This window comes from [Rhizobium] kunmingense, assembly GCF_977018605.1.
On record NZ_CDRNXG010000002.1, the window covers coordinates 936,017 to 960,343 of the forward strand.

Consider the following 24,327-nt stretch of genomic DNA (forward strand, 5'->3'; position numbering starts at 1 on the left):
CCCGATCATTTGGCGGCTGGCGCAGCGTCATTGCCAGACGCGGGGTTCTTCTCGACCTGTTCTCCGGCCCGGACACCGGAAGCGGCGTTCGTCACGATCCAGTCGGTGGCGCTCACGTCCCCCTCGACCTGCTGCAAGGCAACGCTGCGCTCGAGAAGCGTAACCGAACGCCGCTCGACATAGCCCTGATCGTTGACCGCCAGGATGTAGCGCCCCTGCTGGTCGGTGCCGATCGAGGTTGGCGGCACGAGAACGGCGTCCGGAACGCGGCCGGCGGGAATGCGAAGTCGCAAGAAAAGATTGGGGACGATGTCGCGGCTCTCGTTGTCGAAGATCGCGCGAACCGAAAGCGTTCCCGTTCCCGCATCGGTTTGCGGCGCGATGTAGTCGAGCCTGCCGCGATAGGGAAAACCGTCATCCGCCGCGGTTGCGGCTTCGACCGAGATCTTGCCAAGATCCTGCGCGGTCAGGCCACGAACACGGGCCTGCTTGCGTAACCGCAGCATATCGGTGTCGGAAATCGAGAAGGTGACATGGATGGGATCGAGCTTGACGATGGTCGCCAGTGCCGTGGGGCCGCCGCTTCCGACCAATGCGCCCACATCCACCTGGTGTGCGGTGACGAAGCCGTCGAACGGGGCCAGAATGCGCGTGTAGGCGAGATTGATCTCCGCCTCCTTGAGCGAAGCTCTGGCTGAATCGAGCTGTGCCCTCGCCTCATTGCGGCTCGATCGGGCATTGTCGACGTTCGCCTGGGTCGTGGTCGAGGAGCGCAGGAGCTCCTCCTGCCGCGACAGCTGCAGCTGAGCATTGTCGAGACCGGCTTGCGCTTGTTCGACGGCCGCCCTGGCCTGCTGCATCTGGGCTTCATACTGATCTGGTTCGATCAGAAAGAGAGGCTGCCCGGCCTTGACCTCGGAACCGTCCCTGTAATCGATGGATTTCAGATATCCGGGGACGCGTGCAGTCAATTCGACACTCTCCAGAGCCTCGGCCGTGCCGGCCTGGTAAAGGTATCTCGTTATCTCTGCGGTCTGCGGCTGGACGACGTTTACGCGCCTCAAAGGCGCTTCGGCACCGGCCTGATCTTCCGTGTCGCCGGTGCAGGCGGCCAGCAGGAACGCAACGGCTAAAAGCGCTCCCGTTCGCCTGGGATGGAAATTGTCCTTGGTGCAACCGAATGCACTGATCATCTTGCATCGCATCGGCGTGCCTTTTCGTACCGGATCAAACAGGGGCTAATTTTCACGAAGCCAAACTCGCAGCACCGTCTGTGGGTGCCTGATCGCCTGAGCGGTCGCGAGCCATGCACTGAGGTCTAGAGCACGCCCGTTGCGCCAGCTTTGCAATATTGTTGCGCTTTGTTGCACGCGGGCCGTCGCCGCCGTGTCTGGAGCCGGAATATCAGCCGTGCCGATCGTCAGCACCGCCACTGCGCAGGCCTTCAAGTGTCAGGTAGACATAGAACGCAAGGATGATGACGACGAGAACGCCGATTGCCGCGTTGTTGAGGAAATCCAGGTAGCGATAGTCCATGTTGCGCGCTCCGATGCCGAATGTTGACGTCGAGCCATGCTGGCAGCGAAGAGCGCTGCCACGATTTCAATCCTGTTGCGAAGTGTTTCAGGGGCGGCGTCTGCCTTGGCCACTTTATAGTTGCTCATGCGCCGAACGTTTGTCGTCGGCAAAGACCGATTTCCACGCGCTTGCGGCCGGGGGGCCGCATTCTGCAACAAATCGAAATCATTCCGACATCAACGGCCAAATTAAGCGTGTGAAGGTCTGTTCAGCGGGCAACCACCGCCAGCAGGACTGGCGATGGCCTGCCCGCGAACCTCGTGAGCGAGACGCGTCCCGGTGGCGATCTCGCGGCATGTCAAAGCCTGGAACGGTCCGGGCCAGACCAAAAGGACCCCTAAAATGATCAGGTATGTTTCCGTATTCCTGTTCGCCTCGGCCGGCCTTGCATCGGCGCAGCAGATGTCGATGTCAGACAGAGCGGCTCTTCGCGACAACTGCAAACAGGATATCCAGAAGCTTTGCGCGGATGTGAAGCCGGGGAATGGCGGCCTGATGCAATGCGTCAAGCAGAACCAGGACAAGCTATCGGCGCAGTGCTCTGCAACGATCGCCGCTCTGGCACAGAAGCAGTAACGAAACCCGAGATGTATCGCACCGCCCGTTCGAGCCAGACAACCTCTCGAACGGGTGGATTCACGCGAACATTGCCAAAGCGAGCTGACACTCATGTATCTTATCACCACGACCGCTTTCGGAGGGTTTTTCCTCGGAGCCATGACTGCCTTCGCCGCATCGCCTTACGCGAGCGATGTCGGGAAGGCTTCGGAGAGGCAGGCAATCGCATCGGAATGCGAGGTGGAGGCTGTCGCATTCATCGAGGTCTCGGACCTTGCCTATAAGTTCGGACGTGCGGGGGATGTCTTCGAGGACGCCCTGCTCGAACTGCGTGAACAGCTGCTCGACTGCCTGCTGATCGCCGAGGACGACCTGAAAGAAAGCACGCCCTCATTGAGGGGGAACGCGGGAGGGCTTTCTGAAATGGACGAGCAGAGAAGGATATGAGCGCAATCGTCTGCGTCGCGGCAAGCTGCCCGGACGTCTGCACCGCTCTTGCCGGAACGCATGGCACCGTCAGAATGCATGAGTGGTCGGATCGGTGGATCACGAAGTATGTCCGCCTTCGATAGTTTCGGTGAATGTGCCACAAGACCGTTGCTCCATCGATGAGTTACGAGGATAAGATCGCCGCCTTGTCCAAGTGGTTGGCGTATCTCATTTTTTGGCCGGCGCTGCGGAAGCCGTTATCTTGGTTCCAACGCCTTCCGAGAGCGGCAGGAGAACCGTGGCGCGAAGTCCGTGCTTGTCCTGCCGGTTCGTCAGGATGATCGTCCCGCCATGGGCATCGAGGATCTGCCGGACAATCGACAGGCCAAGCCCTGTTCCACCATGGGCCCGGTTTCGTGAGGGTTCGCCGCGGAAGAAAGGTTCGAAGACCAGACCGATATCGGCCTCGGGAATTCCGGGGCCTTCGTCTTCGATCACGATGCAGGCCATGGCCTGCCTGCGCTCCACCGTGACCGTCGCCTGCCTGCCATAGCGTAGAGCGTTCGACAGAAGATTGTCGATCACTCGGTATAATGATCGCTCCGCGATGCGCACGTTGAGCGCACCGGGCACCGACACGAGACGAATCTTGGCATGAGGATGATTTGCTTCAGCCACGCAACGGCTCACGACGGCTGCGAGATCGAGGTTTTCACCTCGAGCGTTGAACGACGCATCGCCGGCAAACAGCAGCACATCGTCAAGGATCTGCTCCATGGCCTCGACATCGTGCACCGCGCGGTCTCGGTGCGTGCCGGCGGGCATCATTTCCAGCCGCAGGCGAAAACGGGTGAGATAGGTCTTGAGATCGTGCGAGATCGCACCCAGAAACAGGGTTCGATTGCCAACGACCAACAGTATTCGCTGCTGCATGTTGTTGACGGCGCGGATCAGGGTCCGAAGCTCCCGTGCGCCCTTTTCCGCGACTTCGATGGGCTCGATCCGGTTGCCAAGTTCATCGATGTTCTCTGCAAGCCGGGCGAGCGGCCGCGTCTCGCGCGCCACGGCCAGAACGGCGATCATCGCCACCGCCAACCCGAAAAATCCGGCGATGAAGCCGACAGGCAGATTGAAGACCCGCAGTGTCGTATTGTCTGAAACTGTGAAAATCGCCACTTCCCCGGTCTGAAGCGCTACAGCGAAACTTATGGCGAGACCATCGGAAGCTGCATGAGCCGGGTCCAGATAACCTGTCCGCACGGACCGGCCTGGGGCGTAGTCATCGATTGCCGTTTGCGCCACAAGCCGCATCCGAGAAAATCCGAGGTTATCTTCGAAGGATGCAGGAACAGTCGGGAGTATCCCCACCTGAAACCCTTCGACGCTTGCGACGGCCAGAGTATCCGGTCTGTCCTCGCTGGCCGTTCTGTCGAGCAGCCGGACGACGGCAACAATTCTCTCGGCAATGGCGTAGGGAGGTAGAGGCGTTCTCTGGGCCTGCCATACGTAGGAGATGATGACCGCCAGCTGGCTGATGAACAGCGCGGCTGTGACGATCATCGCGATCCGCGCAACGATACCGATCTGGCTCATGGTTGTTTCATCCGTCCGTGACAAGCGGGTTGAACAGATAGCCCGCATTGCGCACCGTGGTGATGACCTGGGTATTCGGTGGCAGCACTGCCGAGAGCTTCGTCCTCAGCCGCGACACTGCGACATCGATCGTCCTGTCGTATGTCTCAGTGGTAGCACCGCGCGTCAGATCAAGGAGTTGGTCACGCGTTAGCACACGCCTCGGGCGTTCGAGGAAGCATGCCAGGAGATCAAACTCGGTGGTCGTCAGTGGCACGGAACGATTGTCCTCGGTGTAGATCGTCCGCGCCTCCGGGTCCACGACAAGCCCCGAAAATCGTTTGATCCTGCTCGACGCAACCGTCTGTGAGACCGACCCGTTGGTTCGTCGCAGCACGGCTCTTACTCTGGCCAACAGCTCACGCGGATTAAACGGCTTGGCGACATAGTCGTCCGCGCCGAATTCCAGGCCGACGATCCGGTCGATATCGGTCGTCTTTGCGGTCAGCATGATGATCGGAACCTGCGAGCGGGCCCGGATGCGGCGGCAGAAGGATAGGCCGTCCTCCCTCGGCATCATCACGTCGAGTATGATGAGGTCGGGCCACCGGCGTTCGACCAGCGGGTCGGCAGCCGCCGCGCCCTCGGACGTTCGAACTTCGTACCCTTCCTGCGTCAGGAACTCGTCAAGCAGATCGCGAATCTCGGGATCGTCTTCGACAATCAGGATTTTTACCGGATCTTCCATCACCACCATACCCTTCATTGACCGTGCCTGACGGCAACATTCTGTAACTGTTACGGAATAGTCGGGAAAAAACCGGGCTTCATCATCGACGTCTTCACCTTATCCGGGAGATCGTCATGATACACACAGCTCATCATCGATACGCCATCACTTTGAGGCGGCGACAGGGGACCATGCTTGTCGTCGGCATCATGAGTTTCGCCTGCGGGTGTATTTTCCTCTGCAACATCGCGGCGCTCGCATCGATCAGCTGGTCCGTGATCGGATTGATGCTGTGCGCGACCAGCGCGATACAGTTCGCCGCCGCATGGCAGACCCGAGAACGCTTGCGACTTCTCGTATGGCTTCCCGCCCTTATTTTCTATGCCGTCTTCGGCACACTTGCTTTGACCGAGCCATCCCGGCAGCTGGGCGTCCTCGCTCTCGTCTTTTTCGCCGGCATGATCGCAACCGGGGCGCTGAGGAGTTACTGTGGCTTTCGTCTGCGGCACCTCAATGGCTGGATCTGGCTGGTCGCCTCCGGGCTTGCAACAATCTGCGCGGGCGCCTTCCTGATGTCCAGATGGCCCGATAACGGCCTGATGATTGCCGGCATCCTGATCGCCTTGGACCTCGTGATCTATGGCGCAGGGTTCATAAGCTTTTCCCTGAAGGTCAATTTTCCGCGCTTGAATGACGACCTGCATTAGGTTGTACGCCTCCATATTCAGCCTCCCGATGTGCTCTTCGTGGTGCCCATCAGCTGCTGAAGGGCGGTGGCCGTGGTCGAGGCGCCGCGCTCGAGGCCGGCCTTCGCCGCATCAAGCGGCCGGATCGTCGCTGGAATGTTCAGTGCATTGGGATATTGCCGCGTCACGAAGGCATGGACGAGCTTTCCGTCGGCTGGATCGAACAGCTCGACGGCAAAGATCACCGCGCCGGAGAAATTCCCTTCCCTTCCGCCGACCGAACGCAGACCGTTCATGGCAAAGCCGACCGGCGTGAGTTTCGTCGCGGTGCTGAGGATCGGAACACTGCTTTCTGCGCCCGTAATCGTCACCCGCATCCTCAAGGCGCCCGATCGAGGCGCCGCGACGAGCAATCGCCGGCGGACCAGTTCGCGTTTGAAATGCAGTTCGGCGTGGCGCGCCAGCTCGATCCTGGACTGCTCGGAAAGGGCACCGAATTGATGATCGTCGCCCCGATAGACCTGAACCGGTTCGACGACGATCGAACTGAAACCCTTGAGGCGGGCGGCATCGATATAGGTATTGTACGCAACGCGTTTGTCCGCCTTTCCGTTACTTTGGCGCAATTGGGCGCTCGACGACAGATCTCGATACAATGCGGGCTTGGTCGCGCAGGCGGTGCACAGGGCGCAGAGGCCGAAAGCGATCGTCATCCGGTGGCGGGAATGCGTGTTTCGTGACATGGCGGCTGTCCAGTCTCCTCGCTCTTGCGACACCAACCGGTGCGACCGTCGCTTGACGGGACACGGGCGCAGAAAGAGCGACATAAAAGCGGCCAGAGGCTTTTCGGGCGTATTTCATGATTGTTACGGTTTGTTGCAGCAGCAGCCTGCGCAGCTGCAACATTCGGCAGCAAACCTGAAATTCCGCTTCAAAGAAGTGGGGCGAATATCGGCGCGTAAATCCTCAAAGGAGAAGCCCCGATGATCTGTGAACACGGCATCGAAATTCAGAACACAAGACGATCGATACGCGGTGAAGGCCTGCCATCCCGGTCTGCCTCGGCATGCAAGAAGCCCCTCGCGTACACGATCGCGGCCTTTCTGGTCGCGGTCTGCGCCGGTGGACCGACGGCTGCGTTTGCAGCAACCAGCGGCGTCGCGGTCACCTCGGTCAACATGCGCGCCGGGCCGAGTACCAGATACCCGGTGGTGACCGTGATGCCCGGCAATGCGTCACTCGCGGTCTATGGCTGCATGGCCGATAATTCCTGGTGCGATGTAAGCTGGGGCGGCGCTCGTGGCTGGGTTTCCGCGACCTACATTCACGTTGTCTACAAGGGCCAACCGACGGTCCTGACAGCATCGATCGTTCCCGTGGTCGGTATTGCCACAGTGGCATTCAGCGTCGCCTATTGGGACGCACATTACCATTCCAGATCCTGGTACGGGCACTGGGACCGATATCATCACGATGCATCGCGCAGGGTTGTCGCCGGATGTAACGGCAATGGTTGCGGGGCCGCTTCCGTTACCCGTGGCCCGCATGGAGGCGGACGCGCCGCCGTGGTTGGCGCAGATGGCGATGGAAATTTCGGCGGGGCGGCAGTCACCCGTGGGCCAAATGGCGGCGGCCGCGCGGCTGTCGGCGGCTGCGGTCCCGAAAAATGCGCAGGTGCGTCGGTAACCCGCGGACCTCGCGGAAACACGGCCATCCGGCATGGTTCGTTCGATCGCCGCTGATCATATTGTATGCAACATTGCGGCGGTTCTGATGGCGCAAATCCGGCATGCTCCTGATCGATGCAATTCCTGCCTGGCCAATCCGGGATCAATCGCCAGACGAGCCGGTCAAAGCAGGTGAGATCGCAGGTGGGTGGGAGAATTTCTCCCATCCACCTGCGATAGTTTCAGGCGCGTCGAGCACGATGAGGGCGGCTCTTTCACGAGAAAATCGATCGGATGAGCAACTCGTGCCTTCTTGTCTTGATGATTTCGTTTGCCATTGGCTGGCCCCTTGCTGTTCGGGATGGCACATCTCGGGCCTGTGTGCCGGCGTGACTATGGATCAGTCCAGATTCTTGTCCGCCAAGAATTTGGACACCTGGTCGGCGATCTCGACATTGTTCAGGTCCGACATCAGGAAATGGGTCCCGCCCTTGATGCCGATATCGGGCAGATGAACAAGCGTCGCGTCGCCGCCGTGCTTGTTGACGGTCTCTACCCAGAGCTTTGCCATCGCGAGACAAACCCGCCAGTTGTCCTGACCGCGCTCGGAGGTCGGTTCGATCGGGAAATTGTCGCCGTAGTAGATGACGATCGGCAGTCTGGTGAGCTTCTCGAAGTCGGAGACCGGAACGGCCTCGCCCTTGAGCGTGCCGGCGGCGCTGGGCATGTCGGCCGGCACCTCGCTCTCCGGGAAAATGAAACCGCTGCCGGGTTCGAACGCGATAATGCCCTTCACATTCGGGTTCTTGATCGCGCTGAGCCAGCCTGGACCGCCAGCCTGTGAATGTGTGAACAGGATACCCGGACCGGTCTTGTCGAACAGTGCCGATATCGCGTCGGAGATCACGTTGGCATCATATGGTCCCGTATTCGGCGTGACGGAGCGAAAGAACTGGTCGAGAGCGGCGGGATCGCGGTCAAACTGGACGTTCTGGTAATAGTCGGGCCACTTGCCGAGGCGGAACTGGTCGAAGAAGAGCTGGTCGTAGGGCGTCGGCTCGATCGTCGTGGCGACCGTGCTGTTTCCTGCACGTCCGCGGCGCGGCTGATCGACGAGATAAACGGGGTAGCCACGACGCAAGAAGATAGTCTGAAAACCTTCGCGGCCGTCAGGGGTCGTCTCCCAGCTCCGCGCAGACTGATAGGCCCCGTGCAGCATGATGATCGGCAACGGCTTCGAATTCTGAGGAACCTGATAGGAGACGTAGGCATGGTCTCCGTGGATCGACTGGCCTTCAACGGTCGGAGCGTTGTTGTTGTAGGTCCCCGGCGTCGCCACCACAGTGCCTCCGACCGCGAAGCTGCCCTGCTCCTGGATGACCAGCGGTTCCGGCCTGACTTTCGTTTGGGCGCTTGCTGTCGTTGCGGCCATAACGGCCGTCGATAGGACAAGGGGGACAAGTATTCTGGACAGGATGCTCGGCATGGGATCTCACAACATGAAGTTGGAAGAAGGCTAGCTGACACGCATTCTACCGATTAGATAGCGATTTGTGATTGAAGGCATTAGTCCTCCTTATTAATCACATTCAGTTTATTTGAGCGCTACCCGCGGTATCGCAGTGCTTCCAGAACCAGACTGAACGCCGGCGATGCATGCCGCCGATTTGGATAATAGAGGTGATAGCCTGGAAATGGCAGACACCAGTCCTCGAGGACGCGAACGAGCCTTCCCGCACGGATATGGTGCTCGACCAGATCTTCCGGCATGTAGGCCAGTCCCAGGCCGCGCAGGGCAGCGTCCATCCGCATGGCGACGTTGTTGAAGACGACTTGCCCATCGACGCGCACGTTCAGTTCATGGCCGTCCTTCTCGAATTCCCACTGAAGAATATTGCCATGGGTCGGCATGCGAATCTGGATGCAGTTGTGGCGGGTGAGATCCTGTGGAATTTCCGGCCACGGATTTCGTCGAAAATAGGACGGCGATCCGACTACCGCCATACGCATCTCAGGGCCGATCTTGACGGCGATCATATCCTTGGCAAGCTGCTCACCGAGGCGCACACCCGCATCATAGCGCTCCGAAACGATGTCGGTCAGGCCATAGTCGACCGTGATCTCTACCTTGACATCCGGATTGTCCGGAAGAAACTTATCGAGTGCCGGGGCCAACAGTGAAATTGCGGCGTGCTCACCCGCCGTGATGCGGATCGTGCCCGCGGGCTTGTCGCGCATCTCGCTCAAGGCGGACAGTTCTGCCTGGATTTCCTCGAACCGCGGCCCGGCCGTGCGCAGAAGACGTTCTCCCGCATCGGTGGGTGAAACGCTTCTTGTCGTGCGGGTCAGAAGCCGGAGTCCCAGGCGTTCCTCAAGGCTCCGCACGGTCTGGCTCAACGCCGACTGCGAGACACCGAGCTTTACCGCCGCCTTGGTGAAACTCCCCTCCCGCGCAACGGTAACGAAGGCGACGAGATCGTTGAAGTTCTCCTGCGGCATTTATTAGCTCCTCTTATGAAGTCATGCCGATTACTGCCTCTAATCCAAAGGGTCAGCAAGCGATATCTTCATCTATGGAAACGACGCATTGCCGCGGGGGATGGCACTGCCGACATGAACGGATGACGAAATGCCAAACACACCCCGGGCGACCGAGCCTGCAAACAAGACCGCCATCCTTGCGATCATCCTGATCAGCTACGTGATGATCGTCCTCGACATCTCCATTGTGCTGACGGGTCTGCCAAGGATCCATGCCGAGTTGAACTTCACTGATGCCGGGCTGTCGTGGGTCTCTACCGCATACACGCTTGCCTTTGGCGGGTGTCTTCTTCTGGGTGCAAGGGCCGGCGACATTCTCGGTCGGCGACGGATGCTTTTTGTCGGATTGACGATTTTCGCCTTCGCCTCCCTTGTAATCGGCCTGTCCCAGTCTCCGGCGGTGATGATTGCCGCGAGAGCCTTGCAGGGCATAGGCTCTGCTATCCTTGCCCCCTCCACGCTGGCGCTTCTGCAAACCAATTTCGAGGCGGGGCCGGAGCGCACCCGCGCCGTCTCCTACTATGCCGCCGCCGCCGGAGTGTCTGCGGCACTGGGACTGGTTATCGGTGGGCTTCTCGCCGACGGGTTGTCCTGGCGCGTGGGCTTCTTCATCAACCTGCCCATCAGCATCGCCATGATGATTGCCGCGAAACGCTACATCCATGAGACGGATCGAAACTCCGGAACCTTCGACATCGCGGGTGCGATCACCTCGACGTTGGGTATCGTTGCACTTGTCTATGGTGTGATCCGATCGGCCTCTACGGGGTGGTCCGACGTGATGACACAGGCCTGGACGGCTTTTGGCTTCGCCATGCTGATCGTATTCGTCTTTGTCGAAAGCCGCGCAGGCCAGCCGATCATGCCTCTGTCCCTATTTGTCGATCGGGAGCGTTCCGCCGCCTATGGCGCCCGCGCGCTGTTCCTAGGGGCAAATGTCGGGTTCTATTTCTTCGTCGCCCAATTCCTCCAGAGTGTCATGGGAATGAGTTCCGCCGAGGCAGGCATCGCATTTCTCCCGACGACGGTCGTCAACTTCATCGTCGCGATGTCAGCACCCCGCCTGATTGCAAGATACGGGGCGGGGAACGTGCTGGTTTCGAGCCTTGTTGCCGGTTTGATCGGTATGTTCTGGCTAAGTTTCGCCATGGATCAGGCAACACTCCTTGGTCTCGTCATCCCGATGATGCTGATCGGGGCCAGCCAGGGCGGCGCGCTGGGACCTTTGACCGCCTCCGGCATCGTCCGCGTGCCTTCCGAGCGGGCGGGTGCGGCATCTGGTGTCGTCAATGTCGCCCACCAGCTTGGCAGCTCACTCGGTCTCGGTGTTCTCGTTGCGGTGGCCGCCTTTGCGTCATCGGGGCTTCAGGGAGCCGACCTCCTTGCCCGACGTGCAAGCGTGGCGATGGAGACCGGATCGGGACTTATCGCCGCAACCCTGATCCTGGCCATCGTGTTCATGGCACGTCCGAGACCCCGGCTCGAAAGCGCGTCGACGCCGACCTGATCTAGACTGGAATGAGCATTTCGAAAGGAAGACAGATGGATAAGCGCACACTCGGAAAAGACCTCGAAGTCTCGGCTCTCGGCCTCGGTTGCATGGGCATGAGCTCGGCTTACGGGCCTGCTGCCGACAAGGGCGAAATGATCAGGCTGATGCGCTTCGCCCATGATCAGGGCGTGACCCTGTTCGATACGGCAGAAGCCTACGGCCCGTTCTTCAACGAGGAACTCGTCGGCGAGGCACTCGCCCCGATCCGCGACAAGGTTGTCATCGCCACCAAATTCGGCTTCGACATTGATCTTGAAACGGGCGAGCGGCGTGGCGGCACCAACAGCCGTCCGGAGCATATCAGGGCGGTCGCGGAGGCAAGTCTGAAGCGGCTCAGGACCGGCTGCATCGATCTCCTGTATCAGCATCGCGTCGATCCGGCCGTGCCGATCGAGGATGTCGCAGGGGCTGTGAAGGATCTGATCGCCGAAGGCAAGGTCAGGCATTTCGGTCTCTCCGAAGCGGGAGTTGGAACGATCCGCAAGGCGCATGCTATCCAGCCAGTTGCCGCAGTCCAGAGCGAGTACTCACTGTTCTGGCGCGGCCCTGAGACCGAGCTGCTGCCGGTACTCGAAGAACTCGGCATCGGCTTCGTGCCGTTTACGCCACTTGGTGCCGGCCTGCTCACGGGCAAGATCGGCGAAAACACCACGTTCGATGCCGCCGATTTCCGCAACGCCGTGCCGCGTTTCAATCCCGAGGCGCGCAAGGCCAATCTTTCGTTGGTCGCGGCCATCACATCGATCGCCGCCGGAAAAGGCGCCACACCCGCACAGGTCGCCCTGGCGTGGCTCCTGGCACAAAACCCATGGATCGTGCCGATCCCCGGTACGACCAAGCAGCATCGCCTGGAAGAGAACCTCGGCAGCGTCGATCTGGAACTGAACGCTGCCGACATGGCGGAAATCAAGGCGGTTCTAGGCAGGTTTGAAGTCGTCGGCGCGAGGCTTCCTGAAGCGGTCCTGAAGATGACGGGTCTCTGACATGGACGGCGTGTTGACCTCCCGGTTCGACTTTGATGCCATAGGTACGTCCTGGGAGATCGACACGCCTGCCCCGCTTTCGATTGAGGCCAGAGCACGCATTCTCGATATGGTCGAGCACTTCGACAGCGTATACTCGCGTTTCCGTCCGGACACGCTCATCTCACAGATCGCGAAGGCCTCGCAGGGAGGAACTTTCAGCTTTCCTTCCGAGTCGATCCCGATGTTCGATCTCTACGACCGCCTTCATGCGGCAACGGACGGGGCAGTCGATCCGCTTGTCGGCCGTGCCCTCGAACTGCTCGGATATGACCCCGACTATTCGTTGCAGCCCAGCGGGCAAGCCTTCGCCTCGCTGTCGCGGTGTCGTCCAATCTGGTCTCGAGACGTCCGCCGCGAAGGTGAGATGCTGACAACACGGGCGCCATTGGTCATCGATCTCGGAGCTGTCGGAAAAGGCAGGCTCATTGATCTCGTTAGCGACGTCCTGACCGCAGACGGGATCTATGAGTTCGTCATCGACGCAAGCGGTGACTTGCGCCACCGCGGCGATACCGCGCTCGCCATTGGTCTCGAACACCCTGTCGATCCGGGCATGGTGATCGGGGTCGCAAATCTGATGAGCGCCTCCATCTGTGCATCGGCATCCAATCGGCGGCGATGGGGCGATGGCCTGCACCATGTGCTTGATGGACGCACGGGATTGCCGACGGGCGATGTGATCGCCACCTGGGCGATCGCCGACGACGCGGCGACGGCCGACGGTCTGGCAACCGCGCTCTTCTTCGGTCCGACACAGCGACTGACCAACGCCTTCGACTTCTCCTTTGTTCGCATGTTTGCCGACGGGCGTGTCGAAGTCTCCGATAATTTCGACGGCGACGTCTTCACCTGAGAAAGGAATCATGATGCGAAACCAGACGAAGAAAATGTTTCTCGCGACCGCGCTCACACTTGTCCTCGCCGGAGCAGTCGAGGCGCAGGACGTGAGGAAGAGCTCCTATGCCGATGGTGTGTACACGGCGACGGGAGAATATGGTGGCCAGCCTTCGCACATCACGGTCCGGGCAACGCTGCGGGACGGCATCATCACCGCCGTCGCGGTGACCCCGCATGCCTATGTCCGGCGTTCCCTCGAACTGCAACGTGCCTTCGCGGCGGCCGTGCCCAAGGTCGTGGTCGGGAAGCGCATCGACGAGGTTCGGGTGCGCAAGCTTGCAGGCTCCAGCAATACGCCGAAAGGCTTCAACGATGCCCTACGTCAGATCAGGCAACAGGCTGCGCGCGGATGAATGGTGTTGAAAGCAGATCCGATTGAAGGAGCTCATCATTGACCAGTCTCAAGACCATCCTGCTGGCCTCGTTACCGTTCCTGATCGATCCTTCCGTTGGCACTACGGAAACCGTAATGCCGGCATCCGGGCAAGCTGACAGTGTCGAGCGGCGGCAGTTAACTGCAGCCAGCACTGTCGGTGATATCCTGCGCCATCCGGCATTTTCGGGATATGCCCGCCGGACCCTTCCCTGGGATGATCGCGCCTATGATGAGGGAATGAAGCTGAGCCGGATCGGAACCCTGCTTCCCTATCATAGCGCCGTCGACGTGACGACAGTACTGGGCGGCCTCAATCGCATGATCGACGACGCCGCTGCCGGACGAAAGATCTTCTACGACATCTATTCCGATGAGGAGAAGCGCGTGGACCCAACGAAGGAGAACACCGGCCTGTTCTTCTTCAGGGGAACACCCGGAGCACCGTTTGCGATTGTCTCGCCGGGAGGCGGTTTCGCCTATGTTGGCTCGGTTCACGAAGGCTTCCCCTACGCCGTCGAAATCAACCGTCAGGGTTACAACGTCTTTGTCCTTAAATATCGCGTCGGCCAGGGTGGCAGGATCGCGACCCAGGACCTCGCGGCGGCAATCTCGTTTGTCTTCAGGAACGGCGGGACGCTTGACGTCGCTGTCGAGGATTACTCACTCTGGGGTAGCTCGGCTGGCGCGCGCATGGCGGCGTTCATCGGATCACATGGCGTCGCCGCGTTCGGAGGCGATGATTTGCCCAAGCCAGCCGCCGTCATCCTCGCCTACACCGCGCATTCCGATCATTCCACCAGCGAACCACCGACTTTTGTCGTCGTGGGCGAAGATGACGGGATTGCGCCTCCCTCGTCGATGGAAGGTCGAGTTGCTGAACTCCGGCGGATCGGCGGGCCCGTCGAGTACAGGACGTTTCCGTCCGTCGGCCATGGCTTTGGCACAGGGGCAGGTACGAGCGCCGAAGGCTGGATCACGGTCGCTGCCCGGTTCTGGGAGCAGTTCAGATGAAGACGGGACGGTATCTCGTTCACTATCAATAAAGGGAAACGAAAATGACAACCATGCAGGGACCAAAGCTGAACAGGCGAGGAATTCTATTGGCGGCTGGCGGATTGGCCGCCGCAACGGCAACGACTGAAATTGCTGTTGCCCAGACGGCGGCGTCTCCGACGAACGCCGCCGGCGCGTCCGGAGCGGCGATAGGCCGACGCAGGCTCGGCACGCTGGACGTGTCGAGCGTTGGCCTCGGTGTCCAGAACATGAGCCGGACCTATCAGCAGACGATCCCAACCCGCGCCGAGATGCATAACATCATCCGCGCGGCCTTCGACAATGGCCTGACCTTCTACGACGCAGCCGAGGCGTACGGCCCGCACGAGGTCGAGCGCATTCTCGGAGAGGGTGTCGAGCCGTTCCGCGACCAGATCGTCATCGCGACAAAATTCGGCTGGAACATCGACCTGGAGACAGGTGAGCGCAAGCCGGGTCTGATCAGCCGCCCGGACCACATCAAACAAGCGGTGGAAGGAATGCTCAAGCGGTTGCGCACGGACCGCATCGATCTTCTCTACCAGCACCGTGTCGACCCGCAGGTTCCGATCGAAGACGTCGCGGGTGCGATCAAGGACCTGATGGATCAGGGTAAGGTATTGCATTGGGGCCTGTGCGAGATGGGCCTGAACACGTTGCGGCGCGCACATGCCGCCGTTCCCCTGGCCGCTGTACAGAGTGAATACTCGATGCTGTGGCGTGGCCCGGAAACCGGAGCCATTCCCGTCTGCGAGGAACTGGGCATCGGCTTCGTGCCGTGGAGCCCGCTCGGTGTCGGCTTCCTGAACGGAGCCATCGATGCGCGAACTCGGTTCGCCCCAGGCGACATCCGCGGTATCGAAGGCCGCTTTTCGCCCGAAAACCTGCCGAACAACCTCGCTCTCGTGGAACTGCTGCGGACCTGGGCCGAACGGAAGCAGGCCCGCCTTGGGCAGATCGCACTCGCCTGGCTTCTGGCACAGAAGCCGTTCATCGTCCCAATCCCCGGCACGACGCAGATGGCGCATATGATTGAGAACATCGGGGCACCGTCGGTCAGGCTCACGCCCGCGGAAATAAACGAACTCAACGGGGCGGTCGCCGCTATAGAGATCAAGGGGGCGAGACTTCCGGATGCGGTTCTGGCCTTTTCAGACGTTGAAGCGCCTGAAAGATCATAACACCGAAGAAATGGGCAGCTCGTGGTACCGGGCTGCCCTCAGGTCTTGACGGGATTTGAAGTGCCACGCGCATGGCTGAAGAGTCTGAAGTTTGAAATTCGGACTTCTAGTCATGTCATCGGTCACTTAGGTCACGGACCGCTGACGGTTTTCTGGTCTGCCTGAACAGTCGGAACCCTGACCAAGCGCCTGTAGATGTTACAGTTTTTGAAGCAGATGGCGCTGTTCTTGAAGATCGAGGTCACTCAGACATATGTAACCTTCCGTCTCGCCGGAAAACTCCGCCACAACCGCTTGTCCTTCGTCAGACAATGAGAGCGCGAGGAAGCTTTTCAGTGCAGGGGAAAGCCGCCCGTCGGGAGCGCGATCGACATGAAGGCTCAAGAAGGACGAAATCGGACAAGCGGCAAGCTATTCCACTGGCTTCGATGGCGCTTGAACCGGCGATTTTTGCTTCGCTGCCATAGTGAAACAACCAGCTCATTCCTCCCTGAACGCTTGGCTGATCTGATCATTCAGCGGCTTCAGCAGAAATGATAGTGCCGTGCGTGTGCCCGTCTGGATCAGCGCCTCGGCCGGCATGCCGGGAACAAGCCTCAGTTCCCCCAGCCGTGCAATTTCGGCGGCCGGCACCGAGAGCCGGATCAGGTAATAGGACACGCCCGAACGCTGGTCTGTCGTCAGGTCAGCGGCCACACGCGTCACATGGGCGTTGAGTTCAGGGGTCGTGCGCAGGCTGAAGGCCGACATGCGCAAGACAGACGATTGGCCAAGGTGAATCTGGTCGATATCCTTCGGCAGAACCTGGACCTCCAGCGCCAGATCATCGTCTTCCGGTACGATCAGCATGATCGGATCGGCAGGTGTGACGACGCCACCCACAGTATGAACCGACATCTGATGCACGATGCCGGATTGTGGAGCGACGATATCTATCCGCTTCAACTCGTCTTCTGCCGCAACCCGGCGTTCGATGAATTCTCCGAGCTGGGCCTGAACTTCGCGTAACTCACGCCCGACCTCCGCCTTCAGATCCTGGTCTATCTGCAGGATTTGCAGCTTCGTCTCGGAAATCCGACCCGACGCTTGTGCCTGATAGGCAATTTTCTCGCCGCGCTCGCCGCCGAAGGTCGCCACCTGGGTTTTGAGGGCATTGAGCCGCTGGTCTGAAACGATGCCCTGTACGCGCAGCGATGACAGGGCTGCAATCTCCTTGTCCAGCACCTCGATACCCGTCTGGAAAGCGTCCTCCTGCGCTTTCAAACCACGGATCTCGTGTTCGAATTGGGTGATACGCTCGTTAAGCTGTGCCTTATGTCCCGCCCTCGACTGACGCCGAAACTCAAACAAGCGGGTTTCGCTACGCAAAGCGGCCTCGACGTCCGGGTGGTCGCGTCGATCGACAAGCCAGTCGGGAAAGCCGATGGCGTCCAGATCGTCGCGTTCCGCCTCCAGGCGTGCCAGGCGGGCGGTCAGTTCATCGATCCTCCGCGTGACGATTGCAAGGCTGGCGCGGGTCTGGGTGGCGTCGAGCCGCATCACGACATCGCCGGCATGCACCGTATCGCCCTCTCGGACGGTGATCTCACCAACCACGCCGCCGGTCGGATGCTGTACCTTCTTCACATAGCTGTCGACGACGAAATGCCCGCTGGCGACGACCGCGCCAGCGAGGCTGGTCGTGGCAGCCCATGTCGCTCCGCCGCCGACCAGAAGCACGCAGGAAAACAGTCCTGCAATCAAATGCCGCCGAATGGACCGGGAAATCCCGCCCTCGAGGTTCGGGTCCGGCATGCCGTTATTCCGATCGTAGGTCATCGCCTGCTCCCTGCTTGCCTGTGTCCAGATTGGCGACGACGCGCAATGGAACGACGCCCTGCCCCGTTACGCTGAAGCCTGATGAGGCCTGGGGCGCATCCTTCTTCAAGACCTTCGACAACACGGCATCCCGTCGGCCGAAAGCCTTCATCTGTCCGCCATCCATCATCAGCACCATGTCGCAGGCGGCAATCGCGCTCGGCCGATGTGCGACGATGACGGCGATGCCGCCGCGCTCACGCACCGAGGCGATGGCCTTCACAACGGCCGCTTCGCCTTCCGTATCGAGATTGGCGTTCGGTTCGTCGAGGACAACGAGGAAAGGATCGCGGTAGAGCGCGCGGGCAAGCCCGATTCTCTGTCGCTGTCCGGCGGAAAGCGCCGATCCCGCCTCGCCGATCTGTGTATCGTAACCCTGTTCGAAACGGAGTATCAGGTCGTGGGCGCCAGCTGCACGCGCCGCCGCGACGATGGCCTCCGCATCGACATCATCCTCGAACCTGGCAATGTTCTGGGCGATGCTGCCGTCAAACAGTTCAACGCCTTGCGGCAGGTAGCCGATGTGACGACCCAGCTGTTCGCGATTCCACTGTTCGAGGCTCGCGCCATCAAGCCGGACCTTTCCGGCAGCGGGAGACCAGGCTCCGACAAGAACGCGCGACAGTGTGGATTTTCCGGAGCCCGAAGGACCTATGACGCCGAGCGCGCTACCCGCGGATACGGAAAACTGAACGCCGAGAACGGATGGCCGCGCCCCTCCGGGCGGCACGATCGTTGCACTTTCGACCCGCAACTCCTGCTTGGGCGCCGGCAGTTGCATCGAAGGTGTGGGAGGCGGCATCTTGGCCAGCAGCGCGTCCAGGCGATGCATACTCAGCCGCGCCATCAAGAACGGCTTCCAGCTGGAAATCGCAAGGTCGACGGGGGCTAGCGCACGCCCCATCATGATCGAGCTTGCAATCATCACGCCCGCTGTCACTTCCTGGCGGATGACGAGCCAGGCACCTACACCGAGCATGGTGGACTGGATGACGAGCCGCATCGAGCGGGAGATGCCGCCGAGAACTGCGGTGACATCACCGGCCCGTCGATTGGCGCCGAGATAGGTGGAATTGGACACTTGCCACTGCGCCGCCAGCCGTCTGCCCAGCCCCATTGCGGCGATGACTTCGGCATTGCGGCGCGCGGCCTCCAGTCTGCCGTTGCGGGCGGCGTTCGACTGAACGATGTCGCGCGCCGGCGTCTGCGAAAGCGCATTGGTGATGACCGTCAACGCGATCAGGATCATTGCCCCGGCGAGCGCAGTAACGCCGATCCAGACGTGAAACAGAAAGCAAATGCCAAGATAAAGCGGCATCCATGGCAGATCGAAGAAGGCGGTCGGTCCCTGGCCTGCAAGAAAGCCGCGAGCGTTGTCGAGATCGCGCAGTGGCTGCAATCCGTCTCCCGGCATCTGCGTTACGAGAGGCAGCCGCACCACGGCCTGATAGACATTGCCCGAAAGACGGCAGTCCAGACGCTCGCCGATGCGCAAAAGCACCCGCGCACGAATGACATCCAGAACGCATTGCACGCCAAACAGGCCGCCGGCGAGGACCGCCAGACCGACCAGCGTCGGCACGCTGCCGCTGGCCAGAACGCGATCATAGATCTGAATCATGAACAGCGGCGAGGTCAGTGCCAGTACGTTTACAACGCCGCTGATCAGGGCTATCCCGAGGATTGCCAGTCTGGAAGCCGGGACGACCGTCGCAGCAGTGAGCTGCGACGACGCCTGTTGGGAAAATCCGAACAAGTTTCGAGTCCGTGGGTTCAAGCGACGAATTCGAAGTTGCCGGCGACCAGATTGGCCCTGGTCACGTTGGCGAGCGTGATTTCGCCGATCGAGCCGAGATCGATGACCGTATCGGCGCCAACTTGGCTGGAAGCGGCATAGACTTCGGCGAACGTATCGAAGGCCGTGCTCTGCAGTGCAAAGCGCAGGTAATCGCCGTTTGCGCCGGCGGTGAAGCCGGTGACCGTGTCCTCGCCGATCGTGGCGGAGAGAGCACCATCGATGTCGCGGTCGAAGACAAAGCGATCCCGGCCGGCACCGCCGTTCAGCGTATCGTTGCCGTCGAAGCTGTAGAGCGTATCGGCTGCGGCCGTTCCGTTCTGAACAGTGCCGACTTCACCGAAATAATCGTAAAGGCCGGGCTGTGTGTTGCCGCTGGCTGCCGTCAGGCCGGTAAAATTACCGCCGTGAGACAGCGAGTAGATTGCGCCGGTGAATGTGGCGTTGGGAGCGTCGCCGAGCTGAACGGTGAGGCCGGTGGAGGCCAGGCTGTAGCCGGTCAGGGCGGAGCCGTTGAGGTCCGTGCCAAACTGCAGGTTGTTTACGGAACCTGTGAAGCCGCCCGGCGGAACGTAGGCGAAGTTGCCGTTCAGAATGACGCCGGTATTGGTTGTACCGCTCGTATTGCCAGCGGACCATTGGGTCGCGGCGGCAAAGGTCGGGCTAAACGCTCCGTTGCCATCATAGCCGAAATTGCTCGACCAGCTATTCAGGTAGCCTACGAGATCGCGGCTCGTTCCTGTCAGATTGATAGTCGCAACCATGTTTATCTCCTTGGTTTCTGTTATGCGTTCGCCTTTTCGCGAACCTCGTTTTCGCGGTTCCCTGCGCATTTCCGCGAATGTCTTTGCGGCGTCGGCTGGAGTGCCGACGCCAATCTCGTCAGAACCGCATTTTCAGCGATGCCGTGTAGGTCCGGCCCGGTGCGGGATAGGATTCGATGCCCAGCGAAGGTACGTAGAACTCATCGGTCAGGTTCGAGATGCCAAAGCGAAGCCTCGCCTGCGGTGTCACGTCGAAGGAACCGTAGAGATCGTAGGTCGTGTAGGTCGGGTTCGTATAGCCGCTCAGCTGGCCAAAGCCGGTCTCGGTCTCGCTGGTATGGTTGAGGCGCGCCCCGATCACCAACCGTTCATCGAACAGGCGCACGCCTGCATCGATCGTCAATTTCTCTTTCGGTGGCAGATAAAGAATGGTCGGATCCGGCGTGTTATCGATACCGTCCGACGAACCCGGGGTCTGTATAGGTGTGTAGCTGTCGGCCCAGTCGCTATCGATATAGGTATAGGAGCCACCGACGTAGAAGGAGCCGGCATCATAGCTGGCTTCCAGCTCGAGCCCCCGCATCTTGGTCGTTCCGTCCAGATTGACTGACGTTAGATAGGCTTGTTCTCGGCCAACAGGATCGAAGTAGTTGTAGCCGAGTGAAATGTAATCCTTGATATCGCGGCGGAAATAGACCGCTTTCATGCGAAAGGCATCGCCGGCCGTGAAGACGCCGTCCTGGGCGATGTTGACACCAATTTCCCATGTCTCACCCCGCTCGGGACGAATGTAGGGGTTCGGGGCGTTCTCGAAAGGCAATCCCGGATGACCGCCGGAAAGCAGTGCCTCGAAGACGGCCGGTGGCCTGTAGCTACGCGAATAGGAGATGAACGGCTGCAGCCATTCAAAGGGTTTTACCGCAATCGTTGCGGAAGGAAGCCAGGCCCCGTCCGATTGATCTACATCCACCGGGACGGCATCTATGACCTCCTGGTCGACACCCGGCGCACTCCAGAGTTCACAGGCTGCCGGATAGAAATCAAAGCCAGGGCCGGGATTGGGGGCCAGGCCATCGTACACGATACTTCCGTCAATATTTGCCCATTGGCCGTTCGGATCCGGCACGCCATCACCGAAGATATCCTGCCACTGAAGGCAGGTGCTGGGCGGCGCGCTGATCGTTCTGCTGCCATGGACGACGGTCGAGCCCCACAGCCGGTAGTGGTCGTAACGAAGCCCGCCGGTCAACGTCAACCAGTCCTCATGCTGCAGGGTGGCGCTGGTGAAAGCACTTGCGACCCATCGCTTTCCCGGCGCGTTGGCCCCTCGCAGTCCCCAGCCGCCATCGTAGCCCTGGTCAACCGCCGCCGGCGTCAGGCTTTTCGTTTCACCTTTGTCTTGATAGGCTTCCACCCCATAATGCCAGGCGAGATCGCCGATCGGCAGTGTAAACCGGCTGGTGTTCTCCAAGCTGCCACCAAAGCTCTTCATCCCGTAGGCATAGTTCTCGAAATAGCTGGTGCCGTCGTCGCCGTTGACATATTCGCGGGATTCGTCGTTCGCGGTGTCGTTGTACCAGAGCTTCAGCCGTGCATCGACGAGCTCGGATTCCGGATCGAATTCAAACGTCATACTGAACGTGTCGTTGAGATAGCCTTGAGCATTGGTTCGCAGGCCATCACTGCTACTTCCCGCGCCGAAACCGCCGGTCGCTCCATCTCCCTTGTAATGCATCCAGGAGCCGGTGACGCTCAGGTCATCGGTAATGTCCCACTCTGCCTTGAAAAGCGTGTTCAACGTTTCTCGCGACGAGAACACGACGCTGTCGTCAACAACAGTCTGCCCCGGAAGAGCGGGAGGCGGGCCGCCTGGGGTCTGTTTCCCTGCAAGGTACTCGGCAAGCCCGTTCTGCCCGATATCGTAATCCCCGATATTGCGCTTGGCGATGCCGCCAACGAGCGAGAACGTGTCGGACAAGCGTATCGCGCCGACAGCCGAGCCGACGAAATTATAGGCGTTGGTGCCCACTTCCGCCTGTATCTCGCCGCCGAAATCCTTGCCGTCCTGCAGCAGGTCGTTCGCGCCGACGGTGCGGAAATCGACCGCGCCACCGAGCGACCCCGCGCCGCCCACGCCATTGACGCCACCCTTTTCGATGTCGATTTCGCGGATGAAGGCGGTATCGACCAGGATCTGCTGATAACCGCCGTGGCCGGAGCGCTGGAAGTTCTGACGGGCACCATCGATGCTGGTGGTCACGCGTCCCATATCCTGCAGGCCGCGCAGGTTGACGGCGATTCCCGGCTTCTGGCCTTCTGCCCGGTTGGTGATCAGGCCCGACACGGTATCGAGCACGTCCGCGGCGCTGCGCGCTGCCGGCGTGTTCTCGATTGCCTGACGGGTGACGACGCTGACGGCGGCCGGCGTCTCGTAGACCTCGTCCGGCGTCCCCTGGTAGCCGCGCCCAAGGCGGCCGCCGCGAAGGACGATCGGGTCCAGTGTTGTTTCGTCGCCATCGACCGCGGCGCCGCCTGAATTGAGGATAGCCTCACCGGACTGACCGAACCGGTAGATAACGCCGGTGCCCTGCAACATCAGCCGCAACGCGTCGGCTGGCGTATAGCTGCCGCGAACCGCCCGCGTCATAACGTTCGCGCCGGCCCCGGCTGGAAGGCTGACCTGAATGCCGGACTGCCTGTTGAATGCGCTGATTGCGCTTGCCACAGGCAGCGCCGGAATATCGAAAGCCATTGCCTCGCGCATGGCCGCACCCTGCGCAGCAGGCGCCTGTTGAGCATATGCGTAGTCCAGACCGGCAAACTGAAGGGCGACCAGCGCCGTCGTCGCACACAGACTTCTTGCGATGCGCCCCCGGCGCCTCGCCCCCGATACCAACACTGTCATCGTGTCCCTTTGTCCCCAATTTCCGGGCTTGTGTGGAAGCCCTGAAATCTAGACAAATGCAGTCATGATTTTTTCCGGATTTTTCCGCGCATCGTCTGAAAAAATATCGCGCGTGCCAGAAGCCTGTCAGAAGCGCGAGATGATCCGCCCCAGGCCGCCCACGCGGCGGACCTTGCCGCCAAACGGGCTGACCAGCGCGGCCAGCGCCTGATCGGGATCACTCAGATCGTAGATGCCCGTCACGCGAGTCTGGGCGAGATCGGGGTCGGGTATCGTTATCCAGGCGGTATGATAGCGCCGGAGGTTCTCGACGACCTCGCCGACACTCGCGTCGATGACCAAGAGGCGCCCGTCACGCCAGGTGCCGATGTCATCGGCGGGAATCCTGTCGATGCGCATCCGGCCCGTCTGCCGCTCGACTGTTAGTCTTTCTCCCGGAGCGAGTGACTGCGGGCGGTCGTTTTCGCCATCGCTCAGCGAGGCTTTTACCGCGCCACCGGCAAGCGAGACCTGCGTCGCAAAGTCATCGAGTTTCACATCGAATTCCGTACCAACGACCGTAATGTCCACGCCCTGGGCATCGACGACAAACGGACGCTCGGTGTTGTGGGTGACCGTGAAGAAGGCTTCCCCCTTCAGGAGTGACACATCGCGCCGGTCCGCGGTAAATTCCACCTTGAGCGCACTGTCGGCGGCGAGTTGGACGATGCTCCCATCCTCCAGCACCACGCTTCGGCTTTCCGCAACAGACGTACTGTAGTCCGCTTGCCACCTGATTATGGCGTTCGGCAGAATTGCGAAAGCTGCGAGCCCGAACATGGCAGCGAGTGCCGAGCCAGCAGCGATCCGAAAGGTCTTTTTCTGCCAGCTATGCCGGCGCGGCGCTTTCTGCTTCGAAACAGCAGCGCCTGCGACAGGAGGTGCCGTCAAACGTTGATAACCGGGGCCTATCGTTCCCAGTAACTGCCACGTCGATTGGACGTCGCTCCAGGCATCCATATGCTGCGGCGATGTCATCAGCCATTGTTCGAATTCGTCATCGCGACAGTGCGAACTGTCAAGCTCAAGCAACCAGGCGGCTGCCTCCTCGCGCAACGTGTCCTCGATTTCGGGGGTGTCTGAGGTCATGCGCCGCCGTCCAGGCTTTCGAGAGAAATCAAAACTTTAGAAACATAGACAAAC

The 24,327-nt window shown here is 60.5% G+C and carries 22 protein-coding genes; 10 read left to right on the forward strand and 12 right to left on the reverse strand.

Features of this window, described 5'->3' with window-relative positions:
* Positions 1-5: 5 nt before the first annotated feature.
* Positions 6-1,193, reverse strand: a complete 1,188-nt coding sequence (locus AC0JZ4_RS22860; protein WP_471888760.1) for an efflux RND transporter periplasmic adaptor subunit — start codon at positions 1,191-1,193, stop codon at positions 6-8.
* Positions 1,194-1,404: 211 nt separating this feature from the next.
* Positions 1,405-1,536: a hypothetical protein gene (locus AC0JZ4_RS22865; protein WP_471888761.1), complete on the reverse strand. Its 132-nt coding sequence runs from the start codon at positions 1,534-1,536 to the stop codon at positions 1,405-1,407.
* 384 nt (positions 1,537-1,920) lie between these two features.
* Here AC0JZ4_RS22865 and AC0JZ4_RS22870 point away from each other — a divergent pair, with 384 nt between their 5' ends.
* On the forward strand, positions 1,921-2,154 hold the full coding sequence (locus tag AC0JZ4_RS22870) for a cysteine rich repeat-containing protein (RefSeq protein WP_471888762.1): 234 nt from the start codon (positions 1,921-1,923) through the stop codon (positions 2,152-2,154).
* Between the two features lie 93 nt (positions 2,155-2,247).
* On the forward strand, positions 2,248-2,583 hold the full coding sequence (locus AC0JZ4_RS22875; protein ID WP_471888763.1) for a hypothetical protein: 336 nt from the start codon (positions 2,248-2,250) through the stop codon (positions 2,581-2,583).
* A 210-nt stretch (positions 2,584-2,793) separates the two neighbouring features.
* Here the strand turns inward: AC0JZ4_RS22875 and AC0JZ4_RS22880 are convergent, their stop codons facing one another.
* Both AC0JZ4_RS22880 and AC0JZ4_RS22885 read right to left on the reverse strand, forming a co-directional pair.
* On the reverse strand, positions 2,794-4,158 hold the full coding sequence (locus AC0JZ4_RS22880) for an ATP-binding protein (protein ID WP_471888764.1): 1,365 nt from the start codon (positions 4,156-4,158) through the stop codon (positions 2,794-2,796).
* A 7-nt stretch (positions 4,159-4,165) separates the two neighbouring features.
* Complete coding sequence (locus tag AC0JZ4_RS22885; RefSeq protein ID WP_471888765.1) at positions 4,166-4,903, reverse strand: response regulator; 738 nt, start codon at positions 4,901-4,903, stop codon at positions 4,166-4,168.
* A gap of 155 nt (positions 4,904-5,058) precedes the next feature.
* Between AC0JZ4_RS22885 and AC0JZ4_RS22890 the strand changes: the two genes are divergently transcribed.
* Complete coding sequence (locus AC0JZ4_RS22890; RefSeq protein WP_471888766.1) at positions 5,059-5,574, forward strand: HdeD family acid-resistance protein; 516 nt, start codon at positions 5,059-5,061, stop codon at positions 5,572-5,574.
* A gap of 17 nt (positions 5,575-5,591) precedes the next feature.
* Here AC0JZ4_RS22890 and AC0JZ4_RS22895 read toward each other — a convergent pair whose 3' ends face one another.
* The gene (locus AC0JZ4_RS22895) at positions 5,592-6,296 is read right to left on the reverse strand and encodes a DUF3313 domain-containing protein (RefSeq protein WP_471888767.1); all 705 of its coding nucleotides are present in this window, start codon (positions 6,294-6,296) and stop codon (positions 5,592-5,594) included.
* A 240-nt stretch (positions 6,297-6,536) separates the two neighbouring features.
* On the opposite strand from AC0JZ4_RS22895, the gene AC0JZ4_RS22900 reads away from it, so the two are divergent.
* Positions 6,537-7,295, forward strand: coding sequence for an SH3 domain-containing protein (locus tag AC0JZ4_RS22900; protein ID WP_471888768.1), 759 nt, complete (start codon positions 6,537-6,539; stop codon positions 7,293-7,295).
* A 325-nt stretch (positions 7,296-7,620) separates the two neighbouring features.
* On the opposite strand, the gene AC0JZ4_RS22905 is transcribed toward AC0JZ4_RS22900, so the two are convergent.
* Both AC0JZ4_RS22905 and AC0JZ4_RS22910 read right to left on the reverse strand, forming a co-directional pair.
* Positions 7,621-8,652 (reverse strand): alpha/beta hydrolase, encoded by a 1,032-nt coding sequence (locus tag AC0JZ4_RS22905; protein WP_471888769.1) that lies wholly within the window; start codon positions 8,650-8,652, stop codon positions 7,621-7,623.
* A gap of 173 nt (positions 8,653-8,825) precedes the next feature.
* Positions 8,826-9,719 (reverse strand): LysR family transcriptional regulator, encoded by an 894-nt coding sequence (locus tag AC0JZ4_RS22910; RefSeq protein WP_471888770.1) that lies wholly within the window; start codon positions 9,717-9,719, stop codon positions 8,826-8,828.
* A gap of 130 nt (positions 9,720-9,849) precedes the next feature.
* On the opposite strand from AC0JZ4_RS22910, the gene AC0JZ4_RS22915 reads away from it, so the two are divergent.
* The 6 genes from AC0JZ4_RS22915 to AC0JZ4_RS22940 are packed head-to-tail and all read left to right on the forward strand — an operon-like array spanning position 9,850 to position 15,824.
* Positions 9,850-11,268 (forward strand): MFS transporter, encoded by a 1,419-nt coding sequence (locus AC0JZ4_RS22915; protein ID WP_471888771.1) that lies wholly within the window; start codon positions 9,850-9,852, stop codon positions 11,266-11,268.
* 35 nt (positions 11,269-11,303) lie between these two features.
* Positions 11,304-12,296 carry an aldo/keto reductase gene (locus AC0JZ4_RS22920; protein WP_471888772.1) on the forward strand — a complete coding sequence of 331 codons (993 nt, stop codon included), beginning with the start codon at positions 11,304-11,306 and terminating at the stop codon, positions 12,294-12,296.
* Between the two features lies 1 nt (position 12,297).
* Complete coding sequence (locus AC0JZ4_RS22925) at positions 12,298-13,191, forward strand: FAD:protein FMN transferase (protein ID WP_471888773.1); 894 nt, start codon at positions 12,298-12,300, stop codon at positions 13,189-13,191.
* Between the two features lie 13 nt (positions 13,192-13,204).
* Entirely contained in the window at positions 13,205-13,588 is a 384-nt protein-coding gene (locus tag AC0JZ4_RS22930; protein ID WP_471888774.1) for an FMN-binding protein, read from the forward strand.
* A 38-nt stretch (positions 13,589-13,626) separates the two neighbouring features.
* The gene (locus AC0JZ4_RS22935; RefSeq protein WP_471888775.1) at positions 13,627-14,622 is read left to right on the forward strand and encodes an alpha/beta hydrolase; all 996 of its coding nucleotides are present in this window, start codon (positions 13,627-13,629) and stop codon (positions 14,620-14,622) included.
* A 44-nt stretch (positions 14,623-14,666) separates the two neighbouring features.
* Positions 14,667-15,824 (forward strand): aldo/keto reductase, encoded by a 1,158-nt coding sequence (locus AC0JZ4_RS22940; RefSeq protein ID WP_471888776.1) that lies wholly within the window; start codon positions 14,667-14,669, stop codon positions 15,822-15,824.
* Between the two features lie 480 nt (positions 15,825-16,304).
* Here AC0JZ4_RS22940 and AC0JZ4_RS22945 read toward each other — a convergent pair whose 3' ends face one another.
* From AC0JZ4_RS22945 to AC0JZ4_RS22965, 5 genes are all read right to left on the reverse strand, one after another.
* Positions 16,305-17,642: an HlyD family type I secretion periplasmic adaptor subunit gene (locus AC0JZ4_RS22945; protein WP_471888777.1), complete on the reverse strand. Its 1,338-nt coding sequence runs from the start codon at positions 17,640-17,642 to the stop codon at positions 16,305-16,307.
* Positions 17,623-19,437 (reverse strand): type I secretion system permease/ATPase, encoded by a 1,815-nt coding sequence (locus AC0JZ4_RS22950; protein ID WP_471888778.1) that lies wholly within the window; start codon positions 19,435-19,437, stop codon positions 17,623-17,625. Before AC0JZ4_RS22950 ends, AC0JZ4_RS22945 begins: the two co-directional genes overlap by 20 nt.
* 17 nt (positions 19,438-19,454) lie before the next feature.
* Entirely contained in the window at positions 19,455-20,240 is a 786-nt protein-coding gene (locus tag AC0JZ4_RS22955) for a hemolysin (RefSeq protein WP_471888779.1), read from the reverse strand.
* Positions 20,241-20,358: 118 nt separating this feature from the next.
* On the reverse strand, positions 20,359-23,145 hold the full coding sequence (locus AC0JZ4_RS22960; RefSeq protein ID WP_471888780.1) for a TonB-dependent receptor: 2,787 nt from the start codon (positions 23,143-23,145) through the stop codon (positions 20,359-20,361).
* Between the two features lie 126 nt (positions 23,146-23,271).
* A complete protein-coding gene (locus AC0JZ4_RS22965) occupies positions 23,272-24,273 on the reverse strand; it encodes a FecR family protein (RefSeq protein ID WP_471888781.1) in 1,002 nt (333 codons plus the stop codon).
* Between the last annotated feature and the right edge of the window lie 54 nt (positions 24,274-24,327).